Here is a 24101-nt window from a genome sequence, read left to right on the forward strand (position 1 = left end):
ACTGATGCCTGCTGCAGAGACCGGCCTCCACCACGCTTCCTACCGATCCGAGCTGCGGCTGTTGCACACCCGGCCGCAGATCGTGCGGATGGCGGTGCTCGCCCTGGTGGCCTGCGCGCTCCCGTTCGTCCTCGACAACTACTGGCTGGCGCTTGCCAACACCGCGCTCATCGCGTCGATAGGAGCCATCGGCCTCAACATCCTGGTGGGCTTCACGGGGCAGATCTCCCTGGGACAGGGCGGATTCCTGGCGGTGGGGGCGTTCACCACCGCGATCCTCACCGACCGCATGGGTCTCCCGGCGCCCGTGTCCATCCTCTGCGCGGTCATGCTCACCTCTGCGGTGGGAGTGATCGTGGGGCTGCCCGCCCTGCGGCTCAAGGGCCTCTACCTGGCCATTGCCACGCTGGCATCACAGATGCTCATCATCTTCGTGGTGCGGCGCTGGGAGTTCCTCACGGATGGGCAGGGGTTCGTGGACGTGGCGCGGCTGGAGGTGTTCGGCCTCAGGATCGAGCGGGCCGCGTTCGAGCAGCAGTGGTACGTGATCCTGCTGATCCTCACGGTGCTCGCGGCGCTGACCGCCACCAACCTCTTCCGCACCGGGGTGGGCCGTTCGTTCATGGCAGTGCGCGACCAGGACATCGCGGCCTCGGCGATGGGGGTCAACCTCACCCGCACCAAGCTCACGGCCTTCGCGGTGTCCAATGCCTATGTGGGGCTGGCCGGTGCGCTCCTGGCCCACTACACGGAGATCATCTCCTGGGAGAAGTTCACCATCGACGTCTCCATCAGCTACCTCGCCATGATCATCGTGGGCGGTATGGGCTCCGTGGCCGGGGCGGTCTACGGCGCGGTGTTCATCACGCTTCTGCCCGTTCTCGTCCGCATGCTGGCAGGAGCGCTGGGAGGGATCGCCCCGGTCCTCACCCGCCAGCTGCCGGCGGTCGAACACGCGGCCTTCGGACTCGTCATCATCGTCTTCCTCATCTTCGAACCGAGGGGGCTCAACCGCATCTGGCAGCGCATCAAGGACTTCTTCGGCTTCTGGCCGTTCCGCTACTGAACCCCGCAGGCCCTCGCGGCCGCCGTCACCCGCAGCCGGGAGCTCTCAGCCACCGGCACAGCACACACCAGGAGAAGCAATGAAGCACTCACGTTTCCTCATCTCAGCGGCTGCCGCCTCCGCCTCGCTCATGGTCCTGAGCGCCTGCGGCGGATCCGGGGCCTCCAGCGCGGACTCGGACGAACCCATCCCCATCGGCGTGATCGCGGACCTCTCCGGTGCGACAGGCGACGTGGGCAGCAACTACAACGAGGGCATGCTCGCCTACGTCGCGCACCGGAACGCGGACGGCGGGATCAACGGCCGGGAGATCAACGCGATCTCCAACGACTACGCCTACGAGATCCCGCAGGCGGAGGAGCTCTACCGCAGGTATCTCAATGACGAGGTCGTGGCCATCCAGGGCTGGGGCACCGGCGACACCGAGGCGCTGCGCACGCGCGTGGCCAACGACGAGCTCCCGTTCATCTCGGGTTCGTTCTCCGAGGAGCTCACGGATCCTGAGGAGTCGCCCTACAACTTCCTCATCGCACCCACCTATTCGGACCAGATGCGTGTGGCGCTGAACTGGATCGCCGAGGACGCCGGCGGGCCCACCAGCGTGGCCGTGCTGCATCACGACTCCCCGTTCGGCACCTCACCGGTGGGCGACGGCGAAGCGTGGGTGGACGAACAGGGCCTGGACATCGACTACGTCTCCCACGCCATGCCGGCGGGAACCACCAACTTCGCCGGGGTGCTCAGCCAGGTGGACGCCGCCGGGGCGGAGTACATCGTCATCCAGAACGTGGCGAGCCCTGCGGCGCAGCTGGCCCGCGACCTCGCCGCCCAGGGCGGCGACCAGAAGATCGTCTGCCTCAACTGGTGCGGCAATGAGCTGTTCGCCACCTCGGCCGGAGACGCGGCTGAGGGGCACATGGCGGTGCAGCCCATCGCTCCGCTCTCCGCGGAGAAGCCGGGGCACGCGGAGATCACGGCCTATCTCGAGGAGAACGGCACGGACCCCTCCGCCGCGGGCGTGAGCTTCGTACAGGGCTGGTACGCCATGCACGTCATGGCCGAGGGCATCGCCCACACCCTCGAGGCGGGCGAGGACCTCACGGGTGCGGCGATCCGCGAATCGCTGGAGAGCATGGGGGCCATCGACACCGGCGGAGTGCTGGGCGACGGCACCGTGGAGTTCTCGGCGGACTCCCATCGCGGCACGGTGGCCTCGAACATCTACGAGATCAAGGACGGCGTGCTCAGCGAGGTGGAAGCAGGCGCGACGCCATGACCCCGGCGACAGCGGAGCATGCACCGGCGAGCGCGGCCAGGGGAACTCCTGATCCGCTCCTGAGCGTCAACAACATCGAGGTCATCTACGACGAGGTCATCCTAGTGCTCCGCGGGCTCTCGCTCACGGTGCCGGAAGGCAGCATCGTGGCTCTCCTGGGCTCCAACGGCGCAGGCAAGTCGACCACCCTCAAGGCGCTCTCCGGCCTGCTGCCCAGCGAACAGGGCGAGGTCACGAGCGGTTCGGTGGTCTTCGGAGGGCAGGACATCACGCGCATGGACGCGCCGGAGCGGGTGCGCAACGGCATGAGCCTCTGCATGGAGGGCCGGCATGTGTTCCCGCATCTCACCGTCGCGGACAATCTGCTGGCGGGAGGGTACACGAAGGCGGGGGAGGCCAAGCAGACCCTGGACTTCGTCTACGACTTCTTCCCCAAGCTGGCGGACATGCGCACCCGCACCGCCGGGTTCCTCTCCGGCGGCGAGCAGCAGATGCTGGCGATAGGCCGTGCGCTCATGGCCGGCCCCAGACTGCTCATGCTGGACGAGCCCTCGCTGGGCCTCGCCCCGCTGCTGGTCGAGGAGATCTTCGCGACCATCGCCCGGCTCAATGCGGAGACCGGGCTGACGGTGCTGGTGATCGAGCAGAACGCCCGGACAGCACTGTCCGTGGCCCACCACGGCTACATCATGGAGCAGGGCCGCATCATGCTCGAGGACTCGGCTGCCGCCCTGGCGGAGAATCCGGACGTCAAGGAGTTCTACCTGGGGATCGGCGGCGGCGACTCCACGAAGAGCTACCGCGATGTGAAGCACTACAAGCGCCGCAAGCGCTGGCTGTGAGAAGGAGGAGCGATGCACGTCGATCATGCTGCAGCGACCACGGGGGACTTCGCATCTGCGTTCGCCCGAGCGGCCGCCGATCCCGGCCTGCGCGCGCGCCTGGACGCGGCGGGTGTGCGCACGGAGGAGGTCCGCAGTCCTGCCGACCTCGACGCATTGCCGGTGCAGAGCAAGGACGAGATGGTGGCCCAACGCTCCCACGTCCTCTCCGGCCCCGCACCCGCGCGGATCTTCCAGTCGCCGGGCCCCATCTACGAGGCCCAGCCGGCAGGGGAGGATCCCTGGCGCTGGGGCGAGGCTCTGGCCTCGGCCGGCATGCGAGCAGGAGACGTGGTCATCAACTGCTTCGGCTATCATCTGTCGCCGGCGGGGGCCATGTTCGACGAGGCGATCACTGCGTTCGGGGCCACCGTCGTGCCCGCAGGCATCGGCAGCCAGCAGCTGCAGGTGGACGCGATCCGTGATCTGCAGGTGCGCGGCTACGTGGGTCTGCCCAGCTATCTCAAGGCGCTCATCGACCTGCATCTGTCCACCGGTGGGACGGAGGAGGACTTCCCGGTGGAGTTCGCACTGGTCACCGCGGAACCGCTGCCACCCAGCCTGCGTGCGGAGCTCGAACGCTGCGTGCCCATCGTCCGCATGGCGTACGGCTCCGCCGAGGCCGGGCTGATCTCCTACGAGGACGGCGAGGGCCCGGGGATGGTGCAGGGCGCGGGGATCGTCGTCGCCGTCTGCGGGATCGGCACCGGCGAGCCGCTGGATGCGGGGGAGGGGGAAGTGGTCGTCAGCCTCGTGCGGGAGATGGCACCCCTCGTGAGATTCGGAACGGGGGATCTCTCGGCGTGGGTGCTCGATGACTCGGGTGCGCCGATGACGGACTCCGCCGGGAGGCGACGGCTGGTCGGGGTGCTGGGTCGTGTGGGGCAGGCCGTGAAGGTGCGCGGCATGTTCCTGCACCCCGCGCAGATCAGGACCGTGGTGAGCAGCCTGCCGAGGGTGGCGGCCCTGCGGTTCGTCATCGACCGGGAGCAGCACAGGGATGCCGTGGTCTGTGAGGCCGTGCCGGCCGCGGGAGACGCGGAGTCCGCCGAGGCCGTGCTGGCGGAGGTCGCGGAGCGCATCCGGACGCAGCTGCGGTTCCGGGCCGAGGTGCGTGCAGTCGAGGCGTGGGAGGGCGACGAGCTCATCGTCGACCGCCGCACCTGGGACTGAGCGGGAGCAGCCCCTCCGTCGTGTCCGAGGGTATGGGCGCGGCGTGGGAAGCGGGCCGCTGTCCGGGTGCTCCGCGCCCGGTGGAGGCACTGCGCCTGATGGAAGCCGCCTGTGCGAGGTGGGGAAAACCCCCATGCGGTTTCTGGACGTCTCCAGTGAGCGAGCCGCATGCTCGCTCATAGCGTGGAGCCATGAGCACAGCAGCCGAGCTTCCGTCCACCGCAGGCCGGGCCCCGCACCTCGCCTCCGCGCTCCCCGCCGCGGGCGGCCTCGGCGTGCGGGCCACGGCTGCGCTGCTCCTGGCCGGGGGCTCGCTCGCCGGGCTCGGACTGGTCTGCGTGGGGTTCGTCCTCACGGATACGCCCGTGCCGACGGGCGCGGTCCTGTTCGGTCGCTGGATACCCGCCCTCGTCTCGCTCGGAGTGATCGCCCTCCTGTGCGGCCCGCAGAGGCCGAGGGGTATGGGCGACGCGGTCGCGGACGCGGGTGGCGCGAACGCCGGATTCCGGGATCCGCGGGCCTCTGCACCGCCGGCGAGGCCTGAACCCGGTGGCGGCCGGCGGTTCGGTGCGGCCGGCCTCGGACGGGAACTCGTGCGCTGGTGGGGGCTGTGGCCGGCTCGCAGGCGACCGCTGCTCCACATCGTCGGGACGAGTGTGCTGGCGATGCTGCTGCTCACCGGCGTCTATCTCCTCGCCGCCGCCCTCAGCCAGTCCCTGGGCGCCATCCGGGTCCAGCCGGCGGCCGCGCTCGTGCCCGCGCTGCTCATGATGGTCCCCGTCTCCGTGGTCTTCGCCATGAGCACGCTGGGGGAGGAGGTCGTCTGGCGCTGGCATCTGCCCGCCGTGCTCTCACCGCTGGGGTTCTGGGGCTCGGCCGTCCTCGTCGCAGTCGCATGGACGGCGTTCCACATCCCGCTCCACTGGGCCTATGCGGCGGAGGGCTCCGTCGAACCCTCCACCGCGGTCGCCCTCACAGCGGCCCTGCCGCCGCTGAGCCTGTTCCTCTCCGCTCTCGCCGCACGGTGGGCGTGCGTCTGGCCGGCCGTGTTCGCGCACGCTCTGCCGTTCACCGCCGTCAACCTTGCGGCGAACGGCGCGGAGCTCGGTCCGGAGGCGCTCTGGGCCGTCACCGGCATCACCGCCGTGCTCCTCGTGAGCGCCGCCCTCGTCATCGCACCCGTCGGCGGGCAGGAGGCCGGCGGGCCGGCTCGCTCTCAACCGGGAACGACGACGCCGGGACCCACCAGGTGATCGCGGGAACCCTTCCACGGTTTGACCCAGATCATCTCCTCGCTCGCCATGGCCTCCCCGCAGGTGCTGCAGATCTGACCCTGCCGGGTCTCGCTCCCGCAGGTCTCGTGGACCATCGCCATGTGCGCCCCCGCGGCGGGCAGGGGAGTGTGCTTCTCACCCCACAGGGCGAGCTGCTGCAGGATGGGCAGGAGCTCGGCGGCGGCCTCGGTCGCGGCATAGCCCCACCGCGTGCGGTTGCCGATGGAGTACTCCGCCCGCGTGAGCAGGCCTGCCTCCACCATGCCGTGCAGGCGCCGGCTCAGCACCGCCTCGGAGATCCCCAGGCTCGCGCGCAGCGCCTCGAAGCGCCCGTTGCCGTGGAGCACGTTGCGGACGATGAGCAGGACCCACGGGTCCCCCACGACCTCCAGGGCGCGCTGGACGGGGCACAGCGCCTCGGACCAGTCGGATCGCAGCGGCATGGCTTCCCTTCCGCCTCGGTTCCACGTACTCTCCCAGGGTAATACTTTCTTGAAGAAAGCGACGGCGATGCGCACCTCCTCCGGCATTCCCGCTTCAGCAGGCGCCCCGCGCGGGAGTCGCATCCACCCCGCATGGTGGGTGGCGGCGGTGGCGTTCCTCGCGCTCATCGGAGCGGCCGGCTTCCGTGCGGCACCCGGTGCGCTCATGGTGCCGCTCCACGAGGAGTTCGGCTGGTCGATGGGGACCATGTCCCTGGCGGTGAGCATCAACCTGCTCCTCTTCGGACTCGTCGCCCCCTTCGCCGCAGCGCTCATGGACCGCTTCGGCATCCGCCAGGTCATCTCCGCGGCACTGGGTCTGGTGGCGCTGGGGGCGGGCGGCAGCGTCGTCATGACGGCCTCGTGGCAGCTCATCGTGTTCTGGGGCCTGCTCATCGGGTTCGGCACGGGTGCGATGGCCCTGGTGCTCGCCGCCACTGTCGCCCACCGCTGGTTCGTCCGCCGCCGAGGCCTGGTCATGGGGATCCTCACCGCCGGCTCCGCGACCGGACAGCTGGTGATCCTGCCGCCGGTGGCGGCCCTCGCGGAGAACGTGGGCTGGAGGCCCGCCTCCTTCGTCATCGCCGGCGCCGCGCTCCTCGTCATCCCCTTCGTCTGGCTGGTGATGCGCGACTACCCGGAGGACCGCGGAGTTCTCCCGTACGGTGCGGAGCCGGCGAGCTATGAGGCGCTCGAACGCGCGGCGGGCGGCGCGGTCGGACGGGCGCTGGAGGGCCTGGCCTTCGCCGTGAGGCATCGCGCGTTCTGGGCGCTGGCGCTCGCCTTCGCCATCTGCGGCGCCACGACGAACGGCCTCATCGGCATCCACTTCATCCCCTCCGCCCACGACCACGGGATGTCCACCACTGCGGCGGCGAGCCTGCTGGCGGCCGTGGGCGTCTTCGACATCGCCGGCACCGTGGTGTCCGGGTGGCTCACGGACAGGTTCGACTCCCGGAAGCTGCTGGCGATCTACTACACCTTCCGCGGACTCAGCCTGCTTCTGCTGCCGTGGCTGCTCTCGCACGAGGTCAGCCCCAGCATCGTCGTCTTCGTCGTCATCTACGGCCTCGACTGGGTCGCGACGGTCCCGCCCACCGCGGCGCTGTGCCGGCAGGTCTTCGGCGATCGCGGCACCATCGTGTTCGGCTGGGTGTTCGCCGCACATCAGATCGGTGCGGCGGTGGCCGCTCTGGGGGCGGGAGTGATCCGTGACGTGTTCGGCACCTACTCCTACGCGTTCTGGGGAGGAGCCGCACTGTGCGTGGTCGCGGCGGTGCTGTCCGTCCTCGCGCGCTCCCGTCCCGCGGCGGGAGTGGCCGACCCCGTGCAGATGCGCTGAGCGGACTGAGCACGCGCTCGCGCCACGAGCGCGAGCGTGCGCGGCAGGCTCAGCGTGCACGTGACGCGCGTCCGCAGCGGGGGCCGGGCGTGCCCGCGGCAGGACCGGGCGTGCTGCCGCCGGGGAGGTCGGCCTTCTCAGCACATAACATCTGGGGAATAGACTGATATATCAGGGCGATTCGCTGTTAACCTAGCCACAGGCGGAGTACGGGCCGCCACGCTCACCGATTCCACTGCTCACCCCAGGAGAGTGCCCATATGACCGACGCTCCGTCTGCGCTGAACGCAGGCCTCGCCGACATCGATCCGGAGATCGCACAGGTCCTCGACCAGGAGCTGGGACGCCAGCGCGGCACGCTCGAGATGATCGCCTCGGAGAACTTCGTGCCCCGCTCCGTCCTGCAGGTGCAGGGCTCCGTGCTGACCAACAAGTACGCGGAGGGCTACCCCGGTCGCCGCTACTACGGCGGCTGCGAGTACGTCGACGTCGCGGAGAACCTCGCGATCGAGCGCGCCAAGAGCCTGTTCGGGGCCGCCTATGCGAACGTGCAGCCCCATTCCGGTGCCTCCGCGAACGCTGCCGTCATGCACGCCTTCGCGCGCGCCGGGGACAAGATGCTCGGACTCGAGCTGGCGCACGGCGGCCACCTCACGCACGGCATGAAGATCAACTTCTCCGGACGCCTCTACGACGTGGCCTCCTACGAGGTGGACCCCGCCACCCACCGGATCGACATGGACGTGGTCCGCAAGCGCGCACTCGAGCACCGCCCCAAGGTCATCGTGGCCGGCTGGTCCGCGTACCCCCGCCAGCTGGACTTCGAGGCGTTCCGCTCCATCGCGGACGAGGTGGGCGCGACCCTGTGGGTCGACATGGCGCACTTCGCGGGTCTCGTGGCCGCCGGCCTGCACCCCAACCCCGTCCCGATCGCAGACGTGGTCTCCTCCACGGTGCACAAGACGATCGGCGGACCCCGCTCCGGCTTCATCCTCTCGCGTGACGAGGCGAACGCGAAGAAGCTCAACTCCGCGGTGTTCCCCGGCCAGCAGGGCGGACCGCTCATGCACGTGGTCGCGGCCAAGGCCGTGGCCTTCAAGCTCGCGGCGGAGGCGGAGTTCAGGGCCAAGCAGGAGCGCACGCTCGAGGGCGCCCGCATCCTCGCGGACAGGCTCCAGGAGGCCGACGTCGCCGAGGCCGGTGTCCAGGTGCTCACCGGCGGCACCGACGTGCACCTCGTCCTCGTGGACCTGCGCAACTCGCCGCTCGACGGCCAGCAGGCCGAGGACCTCCTCCACGAGGTGGGCATCACCGTCAACCGGAACTCCGTCCCGTTCGATCCCCGGCCGCCGATGGTCACCTCCGGGCTGCGGATCGGCACCCCGGCGCTCGCCTCCCGCGGGTTCGGGCCGGAGGAGTTCACCGAGGTCGCGGACATCATCGCCCAGGCGCTCAAGCCCGGTGCCGACGCGCAGGCGCTGCGCGCCCGGGTCCTCACGCTCACGGACGGCTTCCCGCTCTACGAAGGTCTGGAGCAGTACTGATGGCGCAGGAGCAGAACGTGCCCGAGGCGCCGGCTGCGGCCTCGGCGGAGGGAGCCGCAGCGGACGGCGGCGCCGTGAAGCTCGACGGCAAGGCCACCGCCGCCGCGATCAAGACCGAGCTCGCCGCGCGCGTGCAGGCGCTCGGGGAGAAGGGCGTGCGCGCGGGGCTGGGCACGCTGCTGGTGGGGGAGGACCCCGGCTCGCAGTGGTATGTGGCGGGCAAGCACCGCGACTGCGCGGAGATCGGCATCGCCTCCATCCGTGAGGACCTGCCGGCCACGGCCACGCAGGAGGACATCGAGGCGGCTGTGCAGCGCCTCAACGAGAACCCCGAGTGCACCGGCTACATCGTCCAGCTGCCGCTTCCCAAGGGCATCGACGAGAACCGCGTGCTGGGTCTCATCGATCCGGCCAAGGACGCGGACGGCCTCCACCCGCAGAACCTGGGCAGCCTGGTGCTGCGGATCCGCGAGGAGATCGACACCCCGCTGCCGTGCACGCCGCACGGGATCGTCGAGCTGCTCTCGCGCCACGGCGTGGAGCTCGACGGCAAGCACGTCGTCGTCCTCGGCCGCGGCGTGACCGTGGGCCGGCCCATCGGCCTGCTGCTCACGCGCAAGGACGTCAACGCCACCGTCACGCTCACGCACACCGGCACGCAGAACCTGCCGGAGCTGGTGAAGCAGGCCGATGTCATCGTCGCGGCGGCCGGTCAGGCGGGCATCGTCACGGCGGACATGGTGAAGCCCGGAGCGGTCCTCGTGGACGTGGGCGTCTCCCGGGAGACGGATCCGGAGACGGGGAAGTCCAAGGTCGTGGGCGACATCGACAGGGCCGCTCGTGCACACGCCGCGTACTACACCCCGAACCCGGGAGGCGTGGGACCCATGACGCGCGCCATGCTGCTGGTCAACGTCGTGGAGATCGCGGAGAGGCAGGCCGCAGCGCAGTCCTGACCAAGCACGAAGGCTCGGGCGCCTCACGCAATTGCGTGAGGCGCCCGAGCCTTTGCGATGCGGAGGGGCTCAGTAGGAGCGGGGCAGCCCGAGCACCTTGGTGCCGAGGAAGTTGAGCACCATCTCCTGGCTCACCGGCGCGATCTTCATGAGGCGCACCTCCCGGAGGTAGCGGCCCACGTGGTACTCCTCCGAGTAGCCCATGCCGCCGTGCACCTGGAGTGCGCGGTCCGCGGCGTCCACCCCGGCCTCGGCGCAGAGGTACTTGGCCGTGTTGGCCTCACGGCCGCTGGGCAGGCCCTGGTCATAGGTCCAGGTCGCCTTCCGCAGGGCCAGCTCCGCCGCATCCAGCTTGGCGAGCGAGTCCGCGAGCGGGAACTGCAGTCCCTGGTTCATGCCGATGGGCCGGTCGAACACCACGCGCTCCTTCGCATAGGCCGTGGCCTTCGCCAGCGCCGCCCGGCCGATCCCCAGCGCCTCCGCCGCGATGAGCATGCGCTCCGGGTTGAGCCCGTCGAGGATGTACTTGAAGCCCTTGCCCTCCTCGCCCACGCGGTGCGCGGCGGGGACCACGAGGTCGTCGATGACGAGTTCGTTGGAGGTGACGGCGTTGCGGCCGATCTTGCGGATGGGGCGGATGTCGACGTGCTTCCGGTCGAGATCCGTGAAGAACAGGGTGAGGCCGTCGGTGGGCCGCTCCACCTCCTCGCGCGGCGTGGTGCGGGTGAGCAGCAGGATCTTCTCCGACTCCACCGCCTTGGAGATCCAGACCTTGCGGCCGCTGACCACGTAGTCGTCCCCGCGGCGACGGGCGAAGGTGGAGATCCGCGTGGTGTCCAGGCCCGCGTCCGGCTCCGTCACGCCGAAGCACACGTGGAGGTCGCCCGAGGTCACCCGGGGGAGGTTCTCCTTCCGCAGCTCCTCCGAGCCGTGGACGATCACCGGATGCATGCCGAAGATCGTCATGTGCACCGAGCTGGCGGCATTCATCGCACCGCCGCCGGCGGCGATCGCCTCCAGCAGCAGGGTGGCCTCGGTGATGCCCATGCCCCCGCCGCCGTACTCCTCGGGGGTCGTGATGCCCAGCCAGCCGTGCGCGGCGAGGTGGTCGTAGAACTCCCGCGGGAACTCCTTGGACGCGTCCTTGTCCGACCAGTACTCGTCATCGAACGGCGCCACGATCTCCCGGGCCGCCTGCGCGATCTCCTCCTGGGCCTCTGTCAGTCCGAATCCCACGTGTCTCCTCCTGCTCATCGGTCGCCGGCCGGCCGCGTCGCGCGTTCCGTGCTGCTTCGGCTCCCCGGGCTTCCGTGTCTCTGCACTTCCGTCACTTAAGGTACTACCATTGAAGGAAAACGGAAAGGGGTGGTGATGCGCGGTTCCGAGATCGGCGCCGAGGCCGGGCGGTCGCTCGGGTCCCAACGGGTGGCGGACGACCTCCGGAGCGCAGTCCTCCGCGGTGTGCTTCACGTGGGTTCGCGACTGCCGTCCGAGCGCGAGCTGGCCGAGGAGCGGGGAGTCAGCCGCACGACCGTGCGCGCCGCGCTCGCCGCGCTCGAGGCCGAGGGGTTCGTGGAGCGCCGGGTGGGCCGGGGCGGGGGGACCTTCGTCACCGGGCCGGGCTCGCGCGGCGTCACTGAGGCCCTGCGCAATGCGGTCGGGACCGCGGGCTTCCCCTCCGGGGACCTCGCGGAGGCGCGGCTGGAGGTGGAGCCCCGGTGTGCGGCCCTGGCCGCGGTCCGCATGGCCCCGGAGGCACTGGACGAACTGCGGGACCTGCAGCGGGTGATGGCGAGGGCGCGGCGCCGGCGTGAGTTCTTCGACGCGAACGCGCGCTTCCACGCGCTGATCGCGCAGAGCTCCGGCAACGCCGTGCTCGCGGCGGTCATCGGCGGACTGACGGCCCCCATCCGGGAGCTCACCGACGATCCGCTCCGGATCCGCGAGGACGAGCTCCGGCTGACGGTGCGTGCGCACGAGGCGGTGTTCGGCGCGCTCGCCGCGGGCGACGCCGAGGCCGCGGAGGCCGCGATGCGCGTCCACCTCGCCGCGCACCGCGACGTGGTCTGCGGAGTGGGCCGCAGGGATTGACGCGGCGGTCGCCCCTCACTACGCTCGTCCGGGATAGTGAACAGATCATTCGCAAATACCAACGGAGGTATTTCGGTGCCAGAGAACGACGGAGTTCCACCGCGCCGCCGCGGCCCCGGCGGGCCGAGCAGCACACACGGCCCCGGCCGGCGAGCCTGCGTCCGCCGCCCCGCGCGTGCGGCCCTCGCCGGAGCCGCGGCCGCGGTCGCGGTGCTCTCCGGCTGTGCCGGGAGCGGACCCGGGGCCGCTCCCCTCACGCTCGCCGACAGCTACGCCACGACCCACATGTTCGCCCGCTACGGAGTGGAGGGCTTCCTCGAGGACGTCGCCGCGCAGGGTCCGGGGGAGACGGAGATCGACTACTTCCCCTCCGGTCAGCTCGGCGGACCGCGCGACATCGCGGACCTCACGCAGGCCGGCGCGATCGACATCGCCCCTGCCGCTCCCGCCTACCTCTCCGATCAGCTGCCGCTGTCCAGCGTGACCGACCTGCCGGGCCTGGCGGAGGACTCGTGCACCGCCTCGGCGGCGTTCTGGGACCTGCTGGACGAGGACGGGATCCTCTACCGCGAGGAGTACGAACCCCGCGGGCTCCGGCCGCTGTGGGTGGCGGTCATCCCGAGCTACGAGATCATGACGGTGTCGACGCCGGTGAGGAAGCCGGCTGACCTGGACGGTCTCACCATCCGCTCCTCCGGCGGGGCGATGGACACCAATGTGGAGGGACTGGGCGGCGCTCCGGTGAGCATGCCTGCCGCCGATGCCTACGAGGCGCTCTCCCGCCACACCGTCGACGGGATCTCCTTCCCGTACGCGAGCGTCACGCCGTATCGGCTCGAGGAGGTCCTCGGGTACTCCACCAAGGGCCTCAACGCGGGCAGCTTCGCGATCCCCTATGTGATCGCGGAGGACGCATGGCAGCAGCTCCCGGCGGAGCAGCAGGAGAGGATCCGGACAGCCGGGGAACAGGCCTCGGACCGCCTGTGCGCGGGCATCGAGGAGGAGAACCCCGCGTCCGAGCAGCTCATGCGGGACGCCGGGGTGGAGTTCACGGAGCTCACCCCCGAGGAGCAGGAGGAGTTCGCCGCCCGGCTGGATCCTCTGCGGGCGGAGTGGGCGGACGCGATGGACGCGGCCGGCCGCCCCGGCACGGAGGTCCTGACCGCCTATGAATCGGCCGTTCAGGCCCACTCCGCGGACGCGGACACGCCCGCGGACGAGAGGAGCGGAGAGAAGTGAGCGCACAGCAGGAACTCCTGCCGGAGCCGGCGGACGCCACCGCCGCCGGACCGCAGTTCAAGGACCTCCACCCGGCGGTGCGGGTGATCGCGGCGGGCAGTGTGACCGCCGCGGCCGTCGCCCTCGCCGTCCTCTTCGCACTCATGCTCGCCGAGGCCGCGGCGCGGTACCTCTTCGCCTCGCCTCTGGGCTGGAACGTGAGCCTGGTGGAGCGCGTGCTCATGCCGGGCGCGGTGTTCCTCGCCCTGCCGTGGATGTACGCCTGCGCGGGGCACGTGAGCGCAGGCCTCGTGTACTCGCGGCTCCCGTCCTCGGTCCAGACGGCGGCCCGCGTCGTCACCCTGATCGCCGTGCTGGGATCCGCGATCGTCCTCCTCGTCGCGGGGGTGAACGGGGCGGCCTCGGCGTTCGCGCTCGGCGATGCCCCGCCTCCCGGTTCCTCGGACATCGGACTGCCCACCTGGGTGTGGCTCTCGCTGCAGCCGGTGGGAGCGCTGGGACTCCTCGCGGTCGCGCTCATCGACGCACCGCGCTTCCTGCGCAGCGGGGAGGTCGAGTCGTGATCGTCGTACTCATCACCCTTCTCCTGCTCGTCCTCATCCTCCTGCGGGTGCCGGTCGCCTTCGCGATCTTCGTCTCCGGCCTCCTCGGCCTCATCGCGGTGGACGGCGTCTCCGGAGCGTTCGCGGTCTTCGAGGTCATCCCCGTGAGCGCCTCCGGGAAGTTCTCGCTCTCCGCCATCCCGCTCTTCATCCTCATGGCGCACTTCGTCCTCGCCAGCGGTGCGCTGAACTCGCTCTTCGTCAGCGCCCGGGTGCTGGTGGGCCGGGTGCGCGGAGGCACGGGGATCGCCGCCGTGCTCGCCGGCGCAGGGTTCGCCTCGGTCTCCGGCTCCTCGACGGCGGCCGCTGCGACCCTGGCCCACACCTCGACGGGGGAGATGGTCAGACAGGGCTACTCGAAGGAGCTCGCCACGGGCTCGGTCGCGAGCGCGGGCACGCTCGCGGCGATGATCCCGCCCTCGATCCTGCTCATCTTCTACGCCATCACCGCGGAGACCAGCGTCGGGCAGACCCTGCTCGCCGGCCTCGTGCCGGGGCTCCTCATGGCGATCGTCCTGTGCATCGTCGTCTACGTGCAGGCGCTGCGCGGCCAGGCGCCGGCGGCGAAGGCCAGCAGCATGGGGGAGAAGCTGCGTGCCGTGGTGGGACTGCTGCCGGTGGGCATCCTCTTCCTGCTGGTGGTGGGCGCGGTCTTCTTCGGCATCACCACGGCGACCGAGGCCGCCGCGGTGGGTGCCCTGGGTGCCCTCGGGATCATGATCGTCAACCGGAAGGCGAGCTGGCAGGCGCTGCGGGAGTCCTTCGTGGGCACCGTGACCAGCAGCGTCATGATCATGGCCATCATCGTCGCCGCACACGTGTTCGGGCACTTCCTCGCGGAGACGCGGGTCACCCCCGCCGTCGTGGACGCAGTGGGCGCCTGGGACGTGCCGCCCGCGCTCATCATGGTGGGCCTCGTGCTCGTCTACCTGGTGCTCGGCTTCTTCATGGACCAGATGGCGATCATCGCCCTCACCGTCCCGGTGACGCTGCCGCTGGTCGAGGCCCTCGGCTACGACCCCATCTGGTTCGGCATCGTCGTCATCCTCGTCGCGGAGATCGGTCTGGTGACCCCGCCGCTGGGGCTCAACGCCTTCGTCACGGCCAGGGCGAGCCGCATACCCCTGGAGACGGTCTTCCTCGGAGCGGTGCCGTTCATCGTCGGCATGCTCCTCGTCGTGGTGCTCGTGTTCGTCTTCCCGCAGCTCGCGCTCTTCGTCCCGACCCTCATGGGCGGGTGAGGACATGGACCCACGAGAGCAGAGCGCCACGCCCCCCGGTCCGCTCGCCGGTGTGAGGGTGCTCGAGGTCGGCTCGGTGATCATGGCCCCCTACGCGGGGAAGATCCTCCGCGACATGGGAGCCGAGGTCGTGAAGGCCGAGCCTCCGGGCGGCGACATCGGCAGGCGGATCGGGCTGCTGGGACCCGGCGGGACGAGCGTCCTCTCGCTGAACCTCAACGCGGGGAAGAAGAGCATCGTCGTCGACGCCGCGACGCAGCAGGGGGCGGAGGAGATGCGGAGGCTCATCGGCTGGGCGGACATCGTCCTCACCAATGTCCTTCCGCACAGGCGGCGGCGGTTCGGCCTCTCCTGGGAGCAGGTCGAGGCCGTCAACCCCCGTGCCGTCCTCGTCACGGGGCAGGGCTTCGCGAGCGACTCCGCACACGCGGACGCTCCGGCCTACGACGACGTGGTGCAGGCGGCCTCGGGACTGGCGGACTCCTATCGCCTGCGGGACGGGGTGCCCCGCTACTCCCCGTACGTCGTGGCGGACAAGGTCTGCGGGATGTCCATGGCCCAGGCCGCGCTCGCCGGACTGCACAGCCGCGGCGCGACGGGGACGGGGTGCTGGGCGGATGTGCCGATGGTGGACACGATGGCGGCGTTCACTCTGGTGGAGCACATGGGCGGGCAGACGCTCACCCCGCCGGAGGGCGAGGTCGGGTGGTCCCGCGTCCTCGCTCCGGAGCACCGACCGCACCGCGCGCTCGACGGCTGGGTGTGCGTCATGCCCTACTCGGACGCGAACTGGGCGCAGTTCTGCGAGCTCCTGGAGCGTCCTGACCTCCTCACGCACACCCACCTCGTCGACAACCGCGCCCGCAGCGCGGCTCCTGCGACCTACGAGGCCGTCCTCGCGGACTACGCGGCCGGACGCACCTGCGCGCAGATCGAGGCGGAGTGCGGCGAACGGGGGATCCCCGCGCACCGGGTCACCCGGATCGACGCGGTGCGCGAGGACCCCTATCTGTCCTCGCGCCCGCTGCTCGAGCACGCCGTGCACGCAGAGGAGGGCGAATACGTCCACGTGGGCTCACCGGTGGTCTTCAGCGGGATGGACCGCCCCGGGCCGGCGGACTGCGGCCGGGAGGACGCTGACCGCGCGGAGGTGCTGCGGATGCTCGACACCGGTGGGGAGGAAGCGGGGCGGACAGTGGGATCATCGTCCCATGAATGCTGAACATCGCACGGTCTCGCGCATCGTCGCGATCCTGGAGACAGTCGCCGCCGCCGATTCCCCGGTGACCCTGTCTGCTCTCGCTGCCTCGCTGGAGGCACCCAAGAGCAGCGTGCACGGGTTCGTGCGCGGCCTGCTGCACACCGGGTACCTGGTCGAGGACGGCCGCGGGTACGCCCTGGGCGCCGGGGTGCACGCACTCCTCGGACCCACGGGGACCACCCTGCCGCTCCTGCTGGGCGAGACCTGCGAGGAGATCGCCGTGCGCACCGGCGAGACCGTCACCCTCGCGCTCCGGGTGGGGGAGAGGTCCGTCGTCTACGTGCACGCAGAGCCCTCCGCCTTCGAGGTCTGCTACTCGCCCCGGCTGCGGCAGCGGAGACCGCTGCTCCCCACCAGCTCCGGCAAGGTGTTCCTCGCGGCGGCGGGTGCGGAGGACCGTGCGCGCACCCTGGAGCACTTCTCCCCGCCGGTGGCGGAGGCGTTCCTCGCGGAGGTCGAGGGCATCCGCGAGACGGGCCTCGCCTTCAACCGCGGGGAGACGGTCCCGGACGTGGGCGCGGTGGCGACGGGAGTCCACATCGACGGTGCGCTGGTCGCCGGGCTCACCGTCGCAGGTCCTCTCAGCCGGGTCTCCTCACAGCTGGAGCGCCACGGTCGGCTCGCGCAGGAGGTCGTCCGGGCCGAGGGATTCGGTCCGTCCTGAGGAGGCTCCCGCGGTGTCGTGTGTGGGAGTCGCGGGTGCGCTGGACGCCGCTCATGCGCACGGGAAGCACCGAGGCCCTGGACATGCGGAACTGCGTGTCCAGGGCCTCGGTGCGTCAGTGCCGCCCGGCGGCCGGCGATCGCGCTGACCGGACGACCACGCCGGCCGCAGCGGTCAGGTAGGGCTCACTCGTCCGTGAGGCGGAGGGTGAAGAAGACCCTGTCCTCTCCGGGGCCCGCGTAGTCCTCGAGACGGGAGCCCTCGAAGCCCAGCGAGGAGTGGAAGGCGATGGCGTTGGCATTGTCCGGCAGAGCGGTCGCCTGCACCTCGTCCTCCCCGTTCGCCTTGGCCCGGGCGATGAACGCCTCGTAGAGGCGGCGGCCGATCCCCAGATGACGGAAGTCCTGACGCGCGGACACGAGGTGGATGTAGGAGGGACCCTCCTTGGGGAACACCCCCAGGAGATATCCCACGATCTCGTTCTTGTACCGGGCGATCAGACCACCGGCCGCGAACTGCCGGAACCAGTAGGGTTCGTGGTGTGCGGACAGGTCGCGCTCTCCCCAGAACTTCTCCTGCGCACCGATGATCTCCTCACGGAGCTCCAGCGGATCGAGTTCATCGAGGGGGCTGATGATGAGGCTGTCGGCTTCGAAGCTCTGGTTCTCGGTCATGACCTTCTCCTCTTATCGGTATGGGCCCAGCATACGCGCGGACCAGGCGGCACCAGCGGCGACGTCGTCATGGACGGCCACGGGAGATGCCTCGCATCGGTGCCATTCTGACATGGTTCCCGGGGTGAGCGGTACGCGTGAGGGCTCCCCCGGCGTCTGCGTTCCCTCCGGTCCGCGGCTCTGCGAGAATGCGCACATGCTGAGAATCGCGACTGTGAATGTGAACGGAATCCGTGCTGCGCTCCGCAAGGGGATCGGCCCCTGGATGGAGGAGGTCGCGCCGGACCTGCTCACGCTGCAGGAGGTGAGGGCGGCCAACGACATCGTGTTCGACGTCCTCGCGGACTGCGGGTACACCGTCCACAGCGCGGACGCGGAGGCCAAGGGGCGCGCCGGGGTGGCGGTGCTCTCGAAGGACGCGCCCGAGGCCGTCCGCGTGGGCAACGGCGACGACTACTTCGACACGGCGGGCCGCTGGCTGGAGACGGATCATCGCCTGGCCGACGGTTCCCTCCTCACGCTCGTGAGCGCGTACGTGCACTCCGGTGAGGCGGACACGCCCAAGCAGGCGGACAAGTACCGCTTCCTCGACCGGATGCTCGTGCGGCTGCCCGAGCTCGCCGCGCACGCGGACCACGCGCTCATCACCGGGGACATGAATGTGGGCCACACCGAACTCGACATCAAGAACTGGCGGGGCAACCGCAAGAAGGCGGGCTTCCTGCCGGAGGAGAGGGCCTACTTCGACAAGTTCTTCGGTGAGACCGGCTACGTGGACGTGGCCCGCAGCCTCGCCGGCGAGGTCGAGGGGCCGTACACCTGGTGGTCGATGCGCGGGCAGGCGTTCGACAACGACACCGGCTGGCGGATCGACTACCACATGGCGACGCCGGGTCTCGCGGCCGCCGCGAAGGAGGCCACGGTCCACCGTGCCGCGAGCTATGCGGAGCGCTGGTCGGATCACGCTCCCCTCGTCGTCGACTACGATCTGCCCGCGCTCGCGGGCTGACTTCCTCGGGACCCCTGTCCCCTCGGCGCCCGTCCCTCAGGAGCCCCGGGCCGCTCCGCCGGGCCCGCGCCTCGGGCGCACCCGGCGGGACCAGCGGCACGGACGAACAGGGCGAAGGGTCATGCGGAATCCGCCCCGTGAGGCGAGCGGGCATGCGTGGCACCCCCGCCCCGGCATCGAGTCCGCGCGGACACACAGATATGCAGAGCCCCGTGAGGACTCGATGACGGCACACGCAGAGGGGGCTCCGCAGAGATGATCTCTGCGGAGCCCCCTCTGCGCTCCCTGTCAGGAGCGGGCCCCACCCTGGCGGCACCGGCCCTCGGCGTCCCCGGAGCTCAGCAGCACCGGACCTTCGGGTTCCTGTCCTGTTCGTCCGTGAGATCGCGCCAGAACTCGCGCTCGCCCATCGCGCCCTCGCGGGTGCCGTGCCTGCGCTCGTAGGACTCGAGGTAGTGCACATAGGCGTTCTCGCCCATGACCTCCTTGAGGTACCAGTGGACCGCGCGCAGCGGCCGCAGCACCCGGCTGAGCGTGCTCTGCCGCACGGAGGCGGCCCCGGTGCAGGCCGCAGACCGGGCGTGAGTCCCAGACCGTGCAGCCGGGGCAGCCATCAGTGACCGCCTCCGGACTTCACGAGCCCGTGCTTCTCCCGGTACTCGTCCCACTGGGCCTCGACCTCCTTCTCCTCCTTGGTGGCGAGGAGGCCCGCGGGGGCGAACAGCCTGGTGGGCTCGAACGGCTCCTCGGCCGTGACGACCTTGCCGGTGGTGAGCGCCTTGTACGCCTGCCACAGGGCCATGACGACCACCATGACGACGATGACCGCGAAGACCACGGACAGCGTGCCCTGGATGAGGGTGTTGCGGACGACCGCCTCCATGGCCGGCACTCCCTCGGTGTTGCCCAGGGAGGTCTCTCCGGCGGCCAGGGCGTTGCGGTAGGCCATGTGCTGCGCCCAGTAGCCCACGAGCGGATCCGCGGAGAAGATCTTCTGGTACGAGGCCGTCATCGTGACGGCGAGGTCCCAGACCAGCGGGATGCCGGGGATCCAGGCGAACTTGGCGTAGCCGGACTTGATGACGATCGCGAAGACGATGGCGAGAGCGATCGCAGCCAGGAGCTGGTTGGAGATGCCGAAGAGCGGGAACAGCGTGTTGATGCCGCCCAGCGGGTCCGTCACGCCCATGAGGAGGATGGAGCCCCAGGCCGCCACCATGACCGCCGTGGTGACCCACGCGCCCACGGTCCAGGACGGGTCGCGGAACCTCTTCGCGAAGTTCCCCAGCAGGTCCGAGAGCATGAAGCGGGCGACGCGGGTGCCGGCGTCGATGGTGGTGAGGATGAACAGGGCCTCGAACATCACGGCGAAGTGGTACCAGAAGCTCAGCATGTTGGTCCCGCCGATCAGCGGGATCTGGTGGAGGATCTGCGCCATGCCCATCGCCAGCGTGGGCGCGCCGCCCGTGCGGGAGACGATCGAGTTCTCGCCCACGTCCTTCGCCACCTGCGTGAGGTCCTCGGCGGTGGTCGAGACGCCGTTCATGCCGAGCACGTTGTTGACGAAGTCCGCCGCGCCCTCAGGAGTGCCTCCCGTGAGGGGCTCCGCGGCGTTCATCGAGAAGTAGATGCCCTTGTCCAGGCTCACCGCGGCGACGAGCGCCATGATCGCCACGAAGGACTCCATGAGCATGCCGCCGTAGCCGATCAGGCGGATCTGCGACTCCTTCTCCACCATCTTGGGCGTGGTGCCCGAGGAGATGAGCGCGTGGAACCCGGAGAGGGCGCCGCAGGCGATCGTGATGAAGAGGAACGGGAACAGCGCTCCCGCGAAGGCGGGGCCCTCGGTGTTGGAGGCGAAGGGCGTGATCGCCGGCATCTGCACCGTGGGGTTGACGAAGATGATGCCGACCGCGAGCAGACCGATCGTGCCGATCTTCATGAAGGTCGAGAGGTAGTCGCGCGGGGCGAGCAGGACCCACACCGGCAGCACGGCGGCGAGGAAGCCGTAGATCATCAGGCACCACACCAGGGTGGTCTTCTCCAGGTGGAACACCTCGGACCAGAACGGATCGTGGTGCACCCAGCCGCCGGCGATGATGGCGAAGAGAAGCAGCACCACGCCGATCACGGAGGTCTCGATGACCTTGCCGGGGCGGAGGTAGCGCAGGTAGATGCCCATGAAGACCGCGATCGGGATGGTCATCGCGATGGAGAAGACGCCCCACGGCGACTCGCCCAGGGCGTTGATGATGACCAGGCCCAGCACGGCGACGAGGATCGTCATGATGAGGATGATGCCGATGGAGGCGATGACGCCGCCCACCTTGCCCAGCTCGTCCCGCGCCATCTGGCCGAGCGAGCGGCCGTTCCGCCGGGTGGAGAAGTAGAGGACCATGTAGTCCTGCACGCCGCCGGCGAAAATCACGCCGAAGACGATCCACAGGGTACCGGGGAGGTAGCCCATCTGCGCGGCCATGACGGGGCCCACGAGGGGCCCGGCGCCGGAGATCGCGGCGAAGTGGTGGCCGAACAGGACGCGGCGGTCCGTGGGGGCGAAGTCGCGGCCGTTGTCGTTGCGCTCGGCGGGAGTCGCGCGTCTGAGGTCCGGCCGGCAGACCTTCCATTCGATGAACTTGGCGTAGAAGCGGTAGGCGATGAGGTAGCTGCCGACCGCGGCGGCGACGAACCAGCTCGCGCTGGTCTCCTCGCCGCGGACGACCGCGATCATCACCCAGCCGAGCCCCGCGATGAGCGCGATGGCGACCCAGAGGGCGATCTTCGCCGGGGTCCACCGCGGCTTCTGGACGACGGCTACGGGAGGCGCGTCCTCATCCGTGCGTACGTATTCGACGGACATTGTGCTCCTTTGCATGTGCTGCTCGCTGCCTCGGCGTGCGGGTGCTCCCACGACGGGCTCAGAGGCCGCATGGAGGCTTGGTACAGGATTCTGACAGACTGAGTGTCCGCGTGGTCAGGTGGCTTGTCCAGTCGCAGAGACCGTGTCTTAAGATCCGGTCCCGATTCGTGACCTGGGACGGGTGCCGGGCGCGTCCGCCCCCAGTGGCAGAATGAGGGGCATGACTGAACCCGCAGCGCACCGTCCCCGCTCCCTCTCCGGCATCCAGGCCACCTCGGACTCCCTCCACCTGGGCAACTACATCGGGGCGCTGCAGCAGTTTGTGGAGCAGCAGGACACGCACGACGCCTTCTTCTTCATCGCCAACCAGCACGCGATCACGGTCGACCAGGATCCCGCGGAGCTGCGTGCGCGCACCCTGCGCACGGCCGCGCAGTTCATCGGCGCGGGCCTGGACCCGGCGCGCTCCACGATCTTCGTCCAGTCGCACATCCCCGCCCACAACCAGCTGGGCTGGGTCCTCGAGTGCACCACGGGGCTGGGCGAGGCGCAGCGGATGACCCAGTTCAAGGACAAGTCCGCGAAGAACGAGCACGTCTCCCTGGGCCTGCTCACGTACCCGGCGCTCATGGCCGCGGACATCCTGCTGTACCAGACGGATGTGGTCCCGGTGGGGGAGGACCAGCGCCAGCACCTGGAGCTCACCCGCAATCTGGCCGAGCGGTTCAACCACCGCTACGGGAAGGCCTTCACCGTGCCGGAGCCGCAGATCCTCAAGGCGACCGCCAAGATCTACGATCTGCAGGATCCCACGGCGAAGATGTCCAAGTCCGCCAAGACGCCCGCGGGACGGATCGACATCCTCGATGAGCCCAAGGCACTCGCCAAGAAGATCAAGTCGGCCGTGACGGATGCCGGCACGGAGATCGCGTTCGACCGCGAGGCGAAGCCGGGGGTGTCGAACCTGCTCACCATCTACTCCTCGCTCTCCGGCAGGCCGGTCGAGGAGATCGTGGCCGAGTTCGAGGGCCGGATGTACGGCCACCTCAAGGTCGCCCTCGCGGAGCTCGCGGTCGAGGCGCTCACCCCGCTGCGGGAGCGCACGCTCGAGCTGCTCGACGACCCGGCGGAGCTCGAGCGCGTGCTCCACCGGGGCGCTGACGCCGCCGAGGCCGTGGCCGGCACGACCATCGCGGACGTCTACGACAAGGTGGGCTTCCTGCGCCGCTGATGCGCAGAACCGCACACACGCCTCCCCGACCACGCGAGCGGGCCTCCTGCGCCGTTAGGGTAGTGGGACGAGCCGGAGCCCACCGAGGAGCACAGTGATCCGCAGCAGAGGACGTACCCGCAGTCGCCGCACCCGGCCGCCGGCGCCCGTCAACCTCGCGCCCGAGGTCCGTCACACGGCGGCCCGCATGGAGGACTCCTTCAACTCGTGGCTGCGGGAGAAAGCGGAGAAGCACGGCTGGAAGCGGACCGCCATCTGCTACGACTCCTACGGCACGGAGACGAGCGTGCGCGTGCTCGCGCGGCTCGTGCTGACGAAGTCCGGACAGCCCGCAGCGGACATCCACCAGAGCATCCGCGGGTTCCGCTCATTCGGGGCCGTCACGCTCGCGGACGAGACCGCATGGGTGCGCATCGCCGGCCAGGAGCACATGGTGACCTGTGACCGCGGCGGGGTGGTGGACGCCGTCATCCCGGGGGAGTTCGAGCCGGGCACGGTGGAGATCGAGATCTGGACCGGCAACTCTCTCGTGGACCGCTCGCAGGTGACCATCATCGGGCAGGACCAGACGTTCGGCATCATCTCGGACATCGACGACACGGTCATGGTCACCGCCCTGCCGCGTCCGTTCCTCGCCGCGTGGAACACCTTCGTGCTCGACGAGCACGCGCGCACCCCGGTCTCCGGCATGGCGGTCCTCTACGACCGGCTCACCTACCTGCGGCCGGACTCGCCCATCATCTACCTCTCCACCGGCGCCTGGAACGTGGCGCTCACCCTCAAGCGCTTCCTCAGCCGCAACCTCTATCCCGACGGGCCGCTGCTGCTCACGGACTGGGGACCCACGGCCACCCGGGCCTTCCGCAGCGGGGTGGAGCACAAGCGGAACTCACTGGAGCGCCTGGCGCGGGAGTTCCCGCACATGCGCTGGCTCCTGATCGGCGACGACGGTCAGCACGACGAGGAGATCTACGGGGAGTTCGTGGACAATCACCCGGAGAACGTCGCGGCGGTGGCGATCCGCCAGCTCACCTCCGGTGAGGCGGTCTGGGCGGGCGGACGCTCGCGGCGCACAGGCCGAGGCCAGGGCGTGCCGTGGATCTACGCCTCGGACGGCGCCGGGCTCGCCTCCAAGCTCACCGAGCGGGGGATCCTCTCCGGCTTCTGAGCGTGCGGAGGGAGCGAGGACGGACGCAGCCCAAGGATTCCGCGGCGGGACGCAGGACTTCCCGGCC

22 protein-coding genes are annotated in these 24101 nt (G+C 70.1%); 17 read left to right on the forward strand and 5 right to left on the reverse strand.

From position 1 onward, the window contains the following. The first annotated feature begins 4 nt into the window (after window positions 1–4). The 5 genes from ABD240_RS11625 (at window position 5) to ABD240_RS11645 (ending at window position 5649) form a co-directional block, all read left to right on the forward strand. Window positions 5–1066: a branched-chain amino acid ABC transporter permease gene (locus ABD240_RS11625; protein ID WP_291794962.1), complete on the forward strand. Its 1062-nt coding sequence runs from the start codon at window positions 5–7 to the stop codon at window positions 1064–1066. A 79-nt stretch (window positions 1067–1145) separates the two neighbouring features. Further along, window positions 1146–2342, forward strand: a complete 1197-nt coding sequence (locus ABD240_RS11630) for an ABC transporter substrate-binding protein (protein WP_344337363.1) — start codon at window positions 1146–1148, stop codon at window positions 2340–2342. Then, a complete protein-coding gene (locus ABD240_RS11635) occupies window positions 2339–3184 on the forward strand; it encodes an ABC transporter ATP-binding protein (RefSeq protein ID WP_291794958.1) in 846 nt (281 codons plus the stop codon). The genes ABD240_RS11630 and ABD240_RS11635 overlap by 4 nt, the downstream gene beginning before the upstream one ends. Before the next feature lie 12 nt (window positions 3185–3196). Further along, window positions 3197–4396 (forward strand): phenylacetate--CoA ligase family protein, encoded by a 1200-nt coding sequence (locus ABD240_RS11640; protein WP_344337365.1) that lies wholly within the window; start codon window positions 3197–3199, stop codon window positions 4394–4396. 191 nt (window positions 4397–4587) lie between these two features. Next, the gene (locus ABD240_RS11645) at window positions 4588–5649 is read left to right on the forward strand and encodes a CPBP family glutamic-type intramembrane protease (RefSeq protein ID WP_291794954.1); all 1062 of its coding nucleotides are present in this window, start codon (window positions 4588–4590) and stop codon (window positions 5647–5649) included. Here the strand turns inward: ABD240_RS11645 and ABD240_RS11650 are convergent. Beyond that, a complete protein-coding gene (locus ABD240_RS11650; protein ID WP_344337368.1) occupies window positions 5613–6113 on the reverse strand; it encodes a winged helix-turn-helix transcriptional regulator in 501 nt (166 codons plus the stop codon). The two genes, ABD240_RS11645 and ABD240_RS11650, sit on opposite strands and share 37 nt — an antisense overlap. A 67-nt stretch (window positions 6114–6180) precedes the next feature. On the opposite strand from ABD240_RS11650, the gene ABD240_RS11655 reads away from it, so the two are divergent. The 3 genes from ABD240_RS11655 to ABD240_RS11665 all read left to right on the forward strand — a co-directional run bounded on the left by ABD240_RS11655 (window position 6181) and on the right by ABD240_RS11665 (window position 9994). Further along, window positions 6181–7494, forward strand: coding sequence for an MFS transporter (locus tag ABD240_RS11655; protein ID WP_291794995.1), 1314 nt, complete (start codon window positions 6181–6183; stop codon window positions 7492–7494). 260 nt (window positions 7495–7754) lie between these two features. Beyond that, on the forward strand, window positions 7755–9038 hold the full coding sequence (glyA, locus tag ABD240_RS11660) for a serine hydroxymethyltransferase (protein WP_291794950.1): 1284 nt from the start codon (window positions 7755–7757) through the stop codon (window positions 9036–9038). Further along, the gene (locus tag ABD240_RS11665; protein ID WP_344337370.1) at window positions 9038–9994 is read left to right on the forward strand and encodes a bifunctional methylenetetrahydrofolate dehydrogenase/methenyltetrahydrofolate cyclohydrolase; all 957 of its coding nucleotides are present in this window, start codon (window positions 9038–9040) and stop codon (window positions 9992–9994) included. Before glyA ends, ABD240_RS11665 begins: the two co-directional genes overlap by 1 nt. Window positions 9995–10063: 69 nt before the next feature. Here the strand turns inward: ABD240_RS11665 and ABD240_RS11670 are convergent, their stop codons facing one another. Further along, a complete protein-coding gene (locus ABD240_RS11670) occupies window positions 10064–11230 on the reverse strand; it encodes an acyl-CoA dehydrogenase family protein (RefSeq protein WP_291794945.1) in 1167 nt (388 codons plus the stop codon). 135 nt (window positions 11231–11365) lie between these two features. Between ABD240_RS11670 and ABD240_RS11675 the strand changes: the two genes are divergently transcribed. The 6 genes from ABD240_RS11675 (at window position 11366) to ABD240_RS11700 (ending at window position 17092) form a co-directional block, all read left to right on the forward strand. Beyond that, window positions 11366–12085 carry a FadR/GntR family transcriptional regulator gene (locus ABD240_RS11675; protein WP_344337373.1) on the forward strand — a complete coding sequence of 240 codons (720 nt, stop codon included), beginning with the start codon at window positions 11366–11368 and terminating at the stop codon, window positions 12083–12085. A gap of 75 nt (window positions 12086–12160) precedes the next feature. Next, window positions 12161–13324, forward strand: a complete 1164-nt coding sequence (locus ABD240_RS11680) for a TRAP transporter substrate-binding protein (protein WP_291799435.1) — start codon at window positions 12161–12163, stop codon at window positions 13322–13324. Next, entirely contained in the window at window positions 13321–13887 is a 567-nt protein-coding gene (locus tag ABD240_RS11685) for a TRAP transporter small permease (protein WP_291799432.1), read from the forward strand. Before ABD240_RS11680 ends, ABD240_RS11685 begins: the two co-directional genes overlap by 4 nt. Next, on the forward strand, window positions 13884–15167 hold the full coding sequence (locus ABD240_RS11690) for a TRAP transporter large permease (RefSeq protein WP_344337376.1): 1284 nt from the start codon (window positions 13884–13886) through the stop codon (window positions 15165–15167). The genes ABD240_RS11685 and ABD240_RS11690 overlap by 4 nt, the downstream gene beginning before the upstream one ends. A gap of 4 nt (window positions 15168–15171) precedes the next feature. After that, the gene (locus ABD240_RS11695; protein WP_291799426.1) at window positions 15172–16389 is read left to right on the forward strand and encodes a CaiB/BaiF CoA transferase family protein; all 1218 of its coding nucleotides are present in this window, start codon (window positions 15172–15174) and stop codon (window positions 16387–16389) included. Continuing rightward, window positions 16379–17092, forward strand: coding sequence for an IclR family transcriptional regulator (locus ABD240_RS11700; RefSeq protein ID WP_291799423.1), 714 nt, complete (start codon window positions 16379–16381; stop codon window positions 17090–17092). The genes ABD240_RS11695 and ABD240_RS11700 overlap by 11 nt, the downstream gene beginning before the upstream one ends. A 185-nt stretch (window positions 17093–17277) precedes the next feature. Here ABD240_RS11700 and ABD240_RS11705 read toward each other — a convergent pair whose 3' ends face one another. Next, a complete protein-coding gene (locus tag ABD240_RS11705) occupies window positions 17278–17766 on the reverse strand; it encodes a GNAT family N-acetyltransferase (RefSeq protein WP_291799420.1) in 489 nt (162 codons plus the stop codon). A gap of 196 nt (window positions 17767–17962) precedes the next feature. Between ABD240_RS11705 and ABD240_RS11710 the strand changes: the two genes are divergently transcribed. Beyond that, window positions 17963–18775, forward strand: coding sequence for an exodeoxyribonuclease III (locus tag ABD240_RS11710; protein WP_291799417.1), 813 nt, complete (start codon window positions 17963–17965; stop codon window positions 18773–18775). Window positions 18776–19113: 338 nt separating this feature from the next. On the opposite strand, the gene ABD240_RS11715 is transcribed toward ABD240_RS11710, so the two are convergent. Beyond that, a complete protein-coding gene (locus ABD240_RS11715) occupies window positions 19114–19323 on the reverse strand; it encodes a CstA-like transporter-associated (seleno)protein (protein ID WP_291794780.1) in 210 nt (69 codons plus the stop codon). Between the two features lie 65 nt (window positions 19324–19388). Next, entirely contained in the window at window positions 19389–21635 is a 2247-nt protein-coding gene (locus ABD240_RS11720) for a carbon starvation CstA family protein (protein WP_291794779.1), read from the reverse strand. Window positions 21636–21855: 220 nt separating this feature from the next. Here ABD240_RS11720 and trpS point away from each other — a divergent pair, with 220 nt between their 5' ends. Continuing rightward, the gene (gene trpS, locus ABD240_RS11725) at window positions 21856–22866 is read left to right on the forward strand and encodes a tryptophan--tRNA ligase (protein WP_344337381.1); all 1011 of its coding nucleotides are present in this window, start codon (window positions 21856–21858) and stop codon (window positions 22864–22866) included. Between the two features lie 187 nt (window positions 22867–23053). Next, on the forward strand, window positions 23054–24034 hold the full coding sequence (locus ABD240_RS11730) for an App1 family protein phosphatidate phosphatase (RefSeq protein ID WP_291794781.1): 981 nt from the start codon (window positions 23054–23056) through the stop codon (window positions 24032–24034). The last annotated feature ends 67 nt before the right edge of the window (window positions 24035–24101 follow it).

It is taken from the genome of Brevibacterium salitolerans (genome assembly GCF_039531405.1).
GTDB classification, from domain to species: Bacteria; Actinomycetota; Actinomycetes; order Actinomycetales; family Brevibacteriaceae; genus Brevibacterium; species Brevibacterium salitolerans.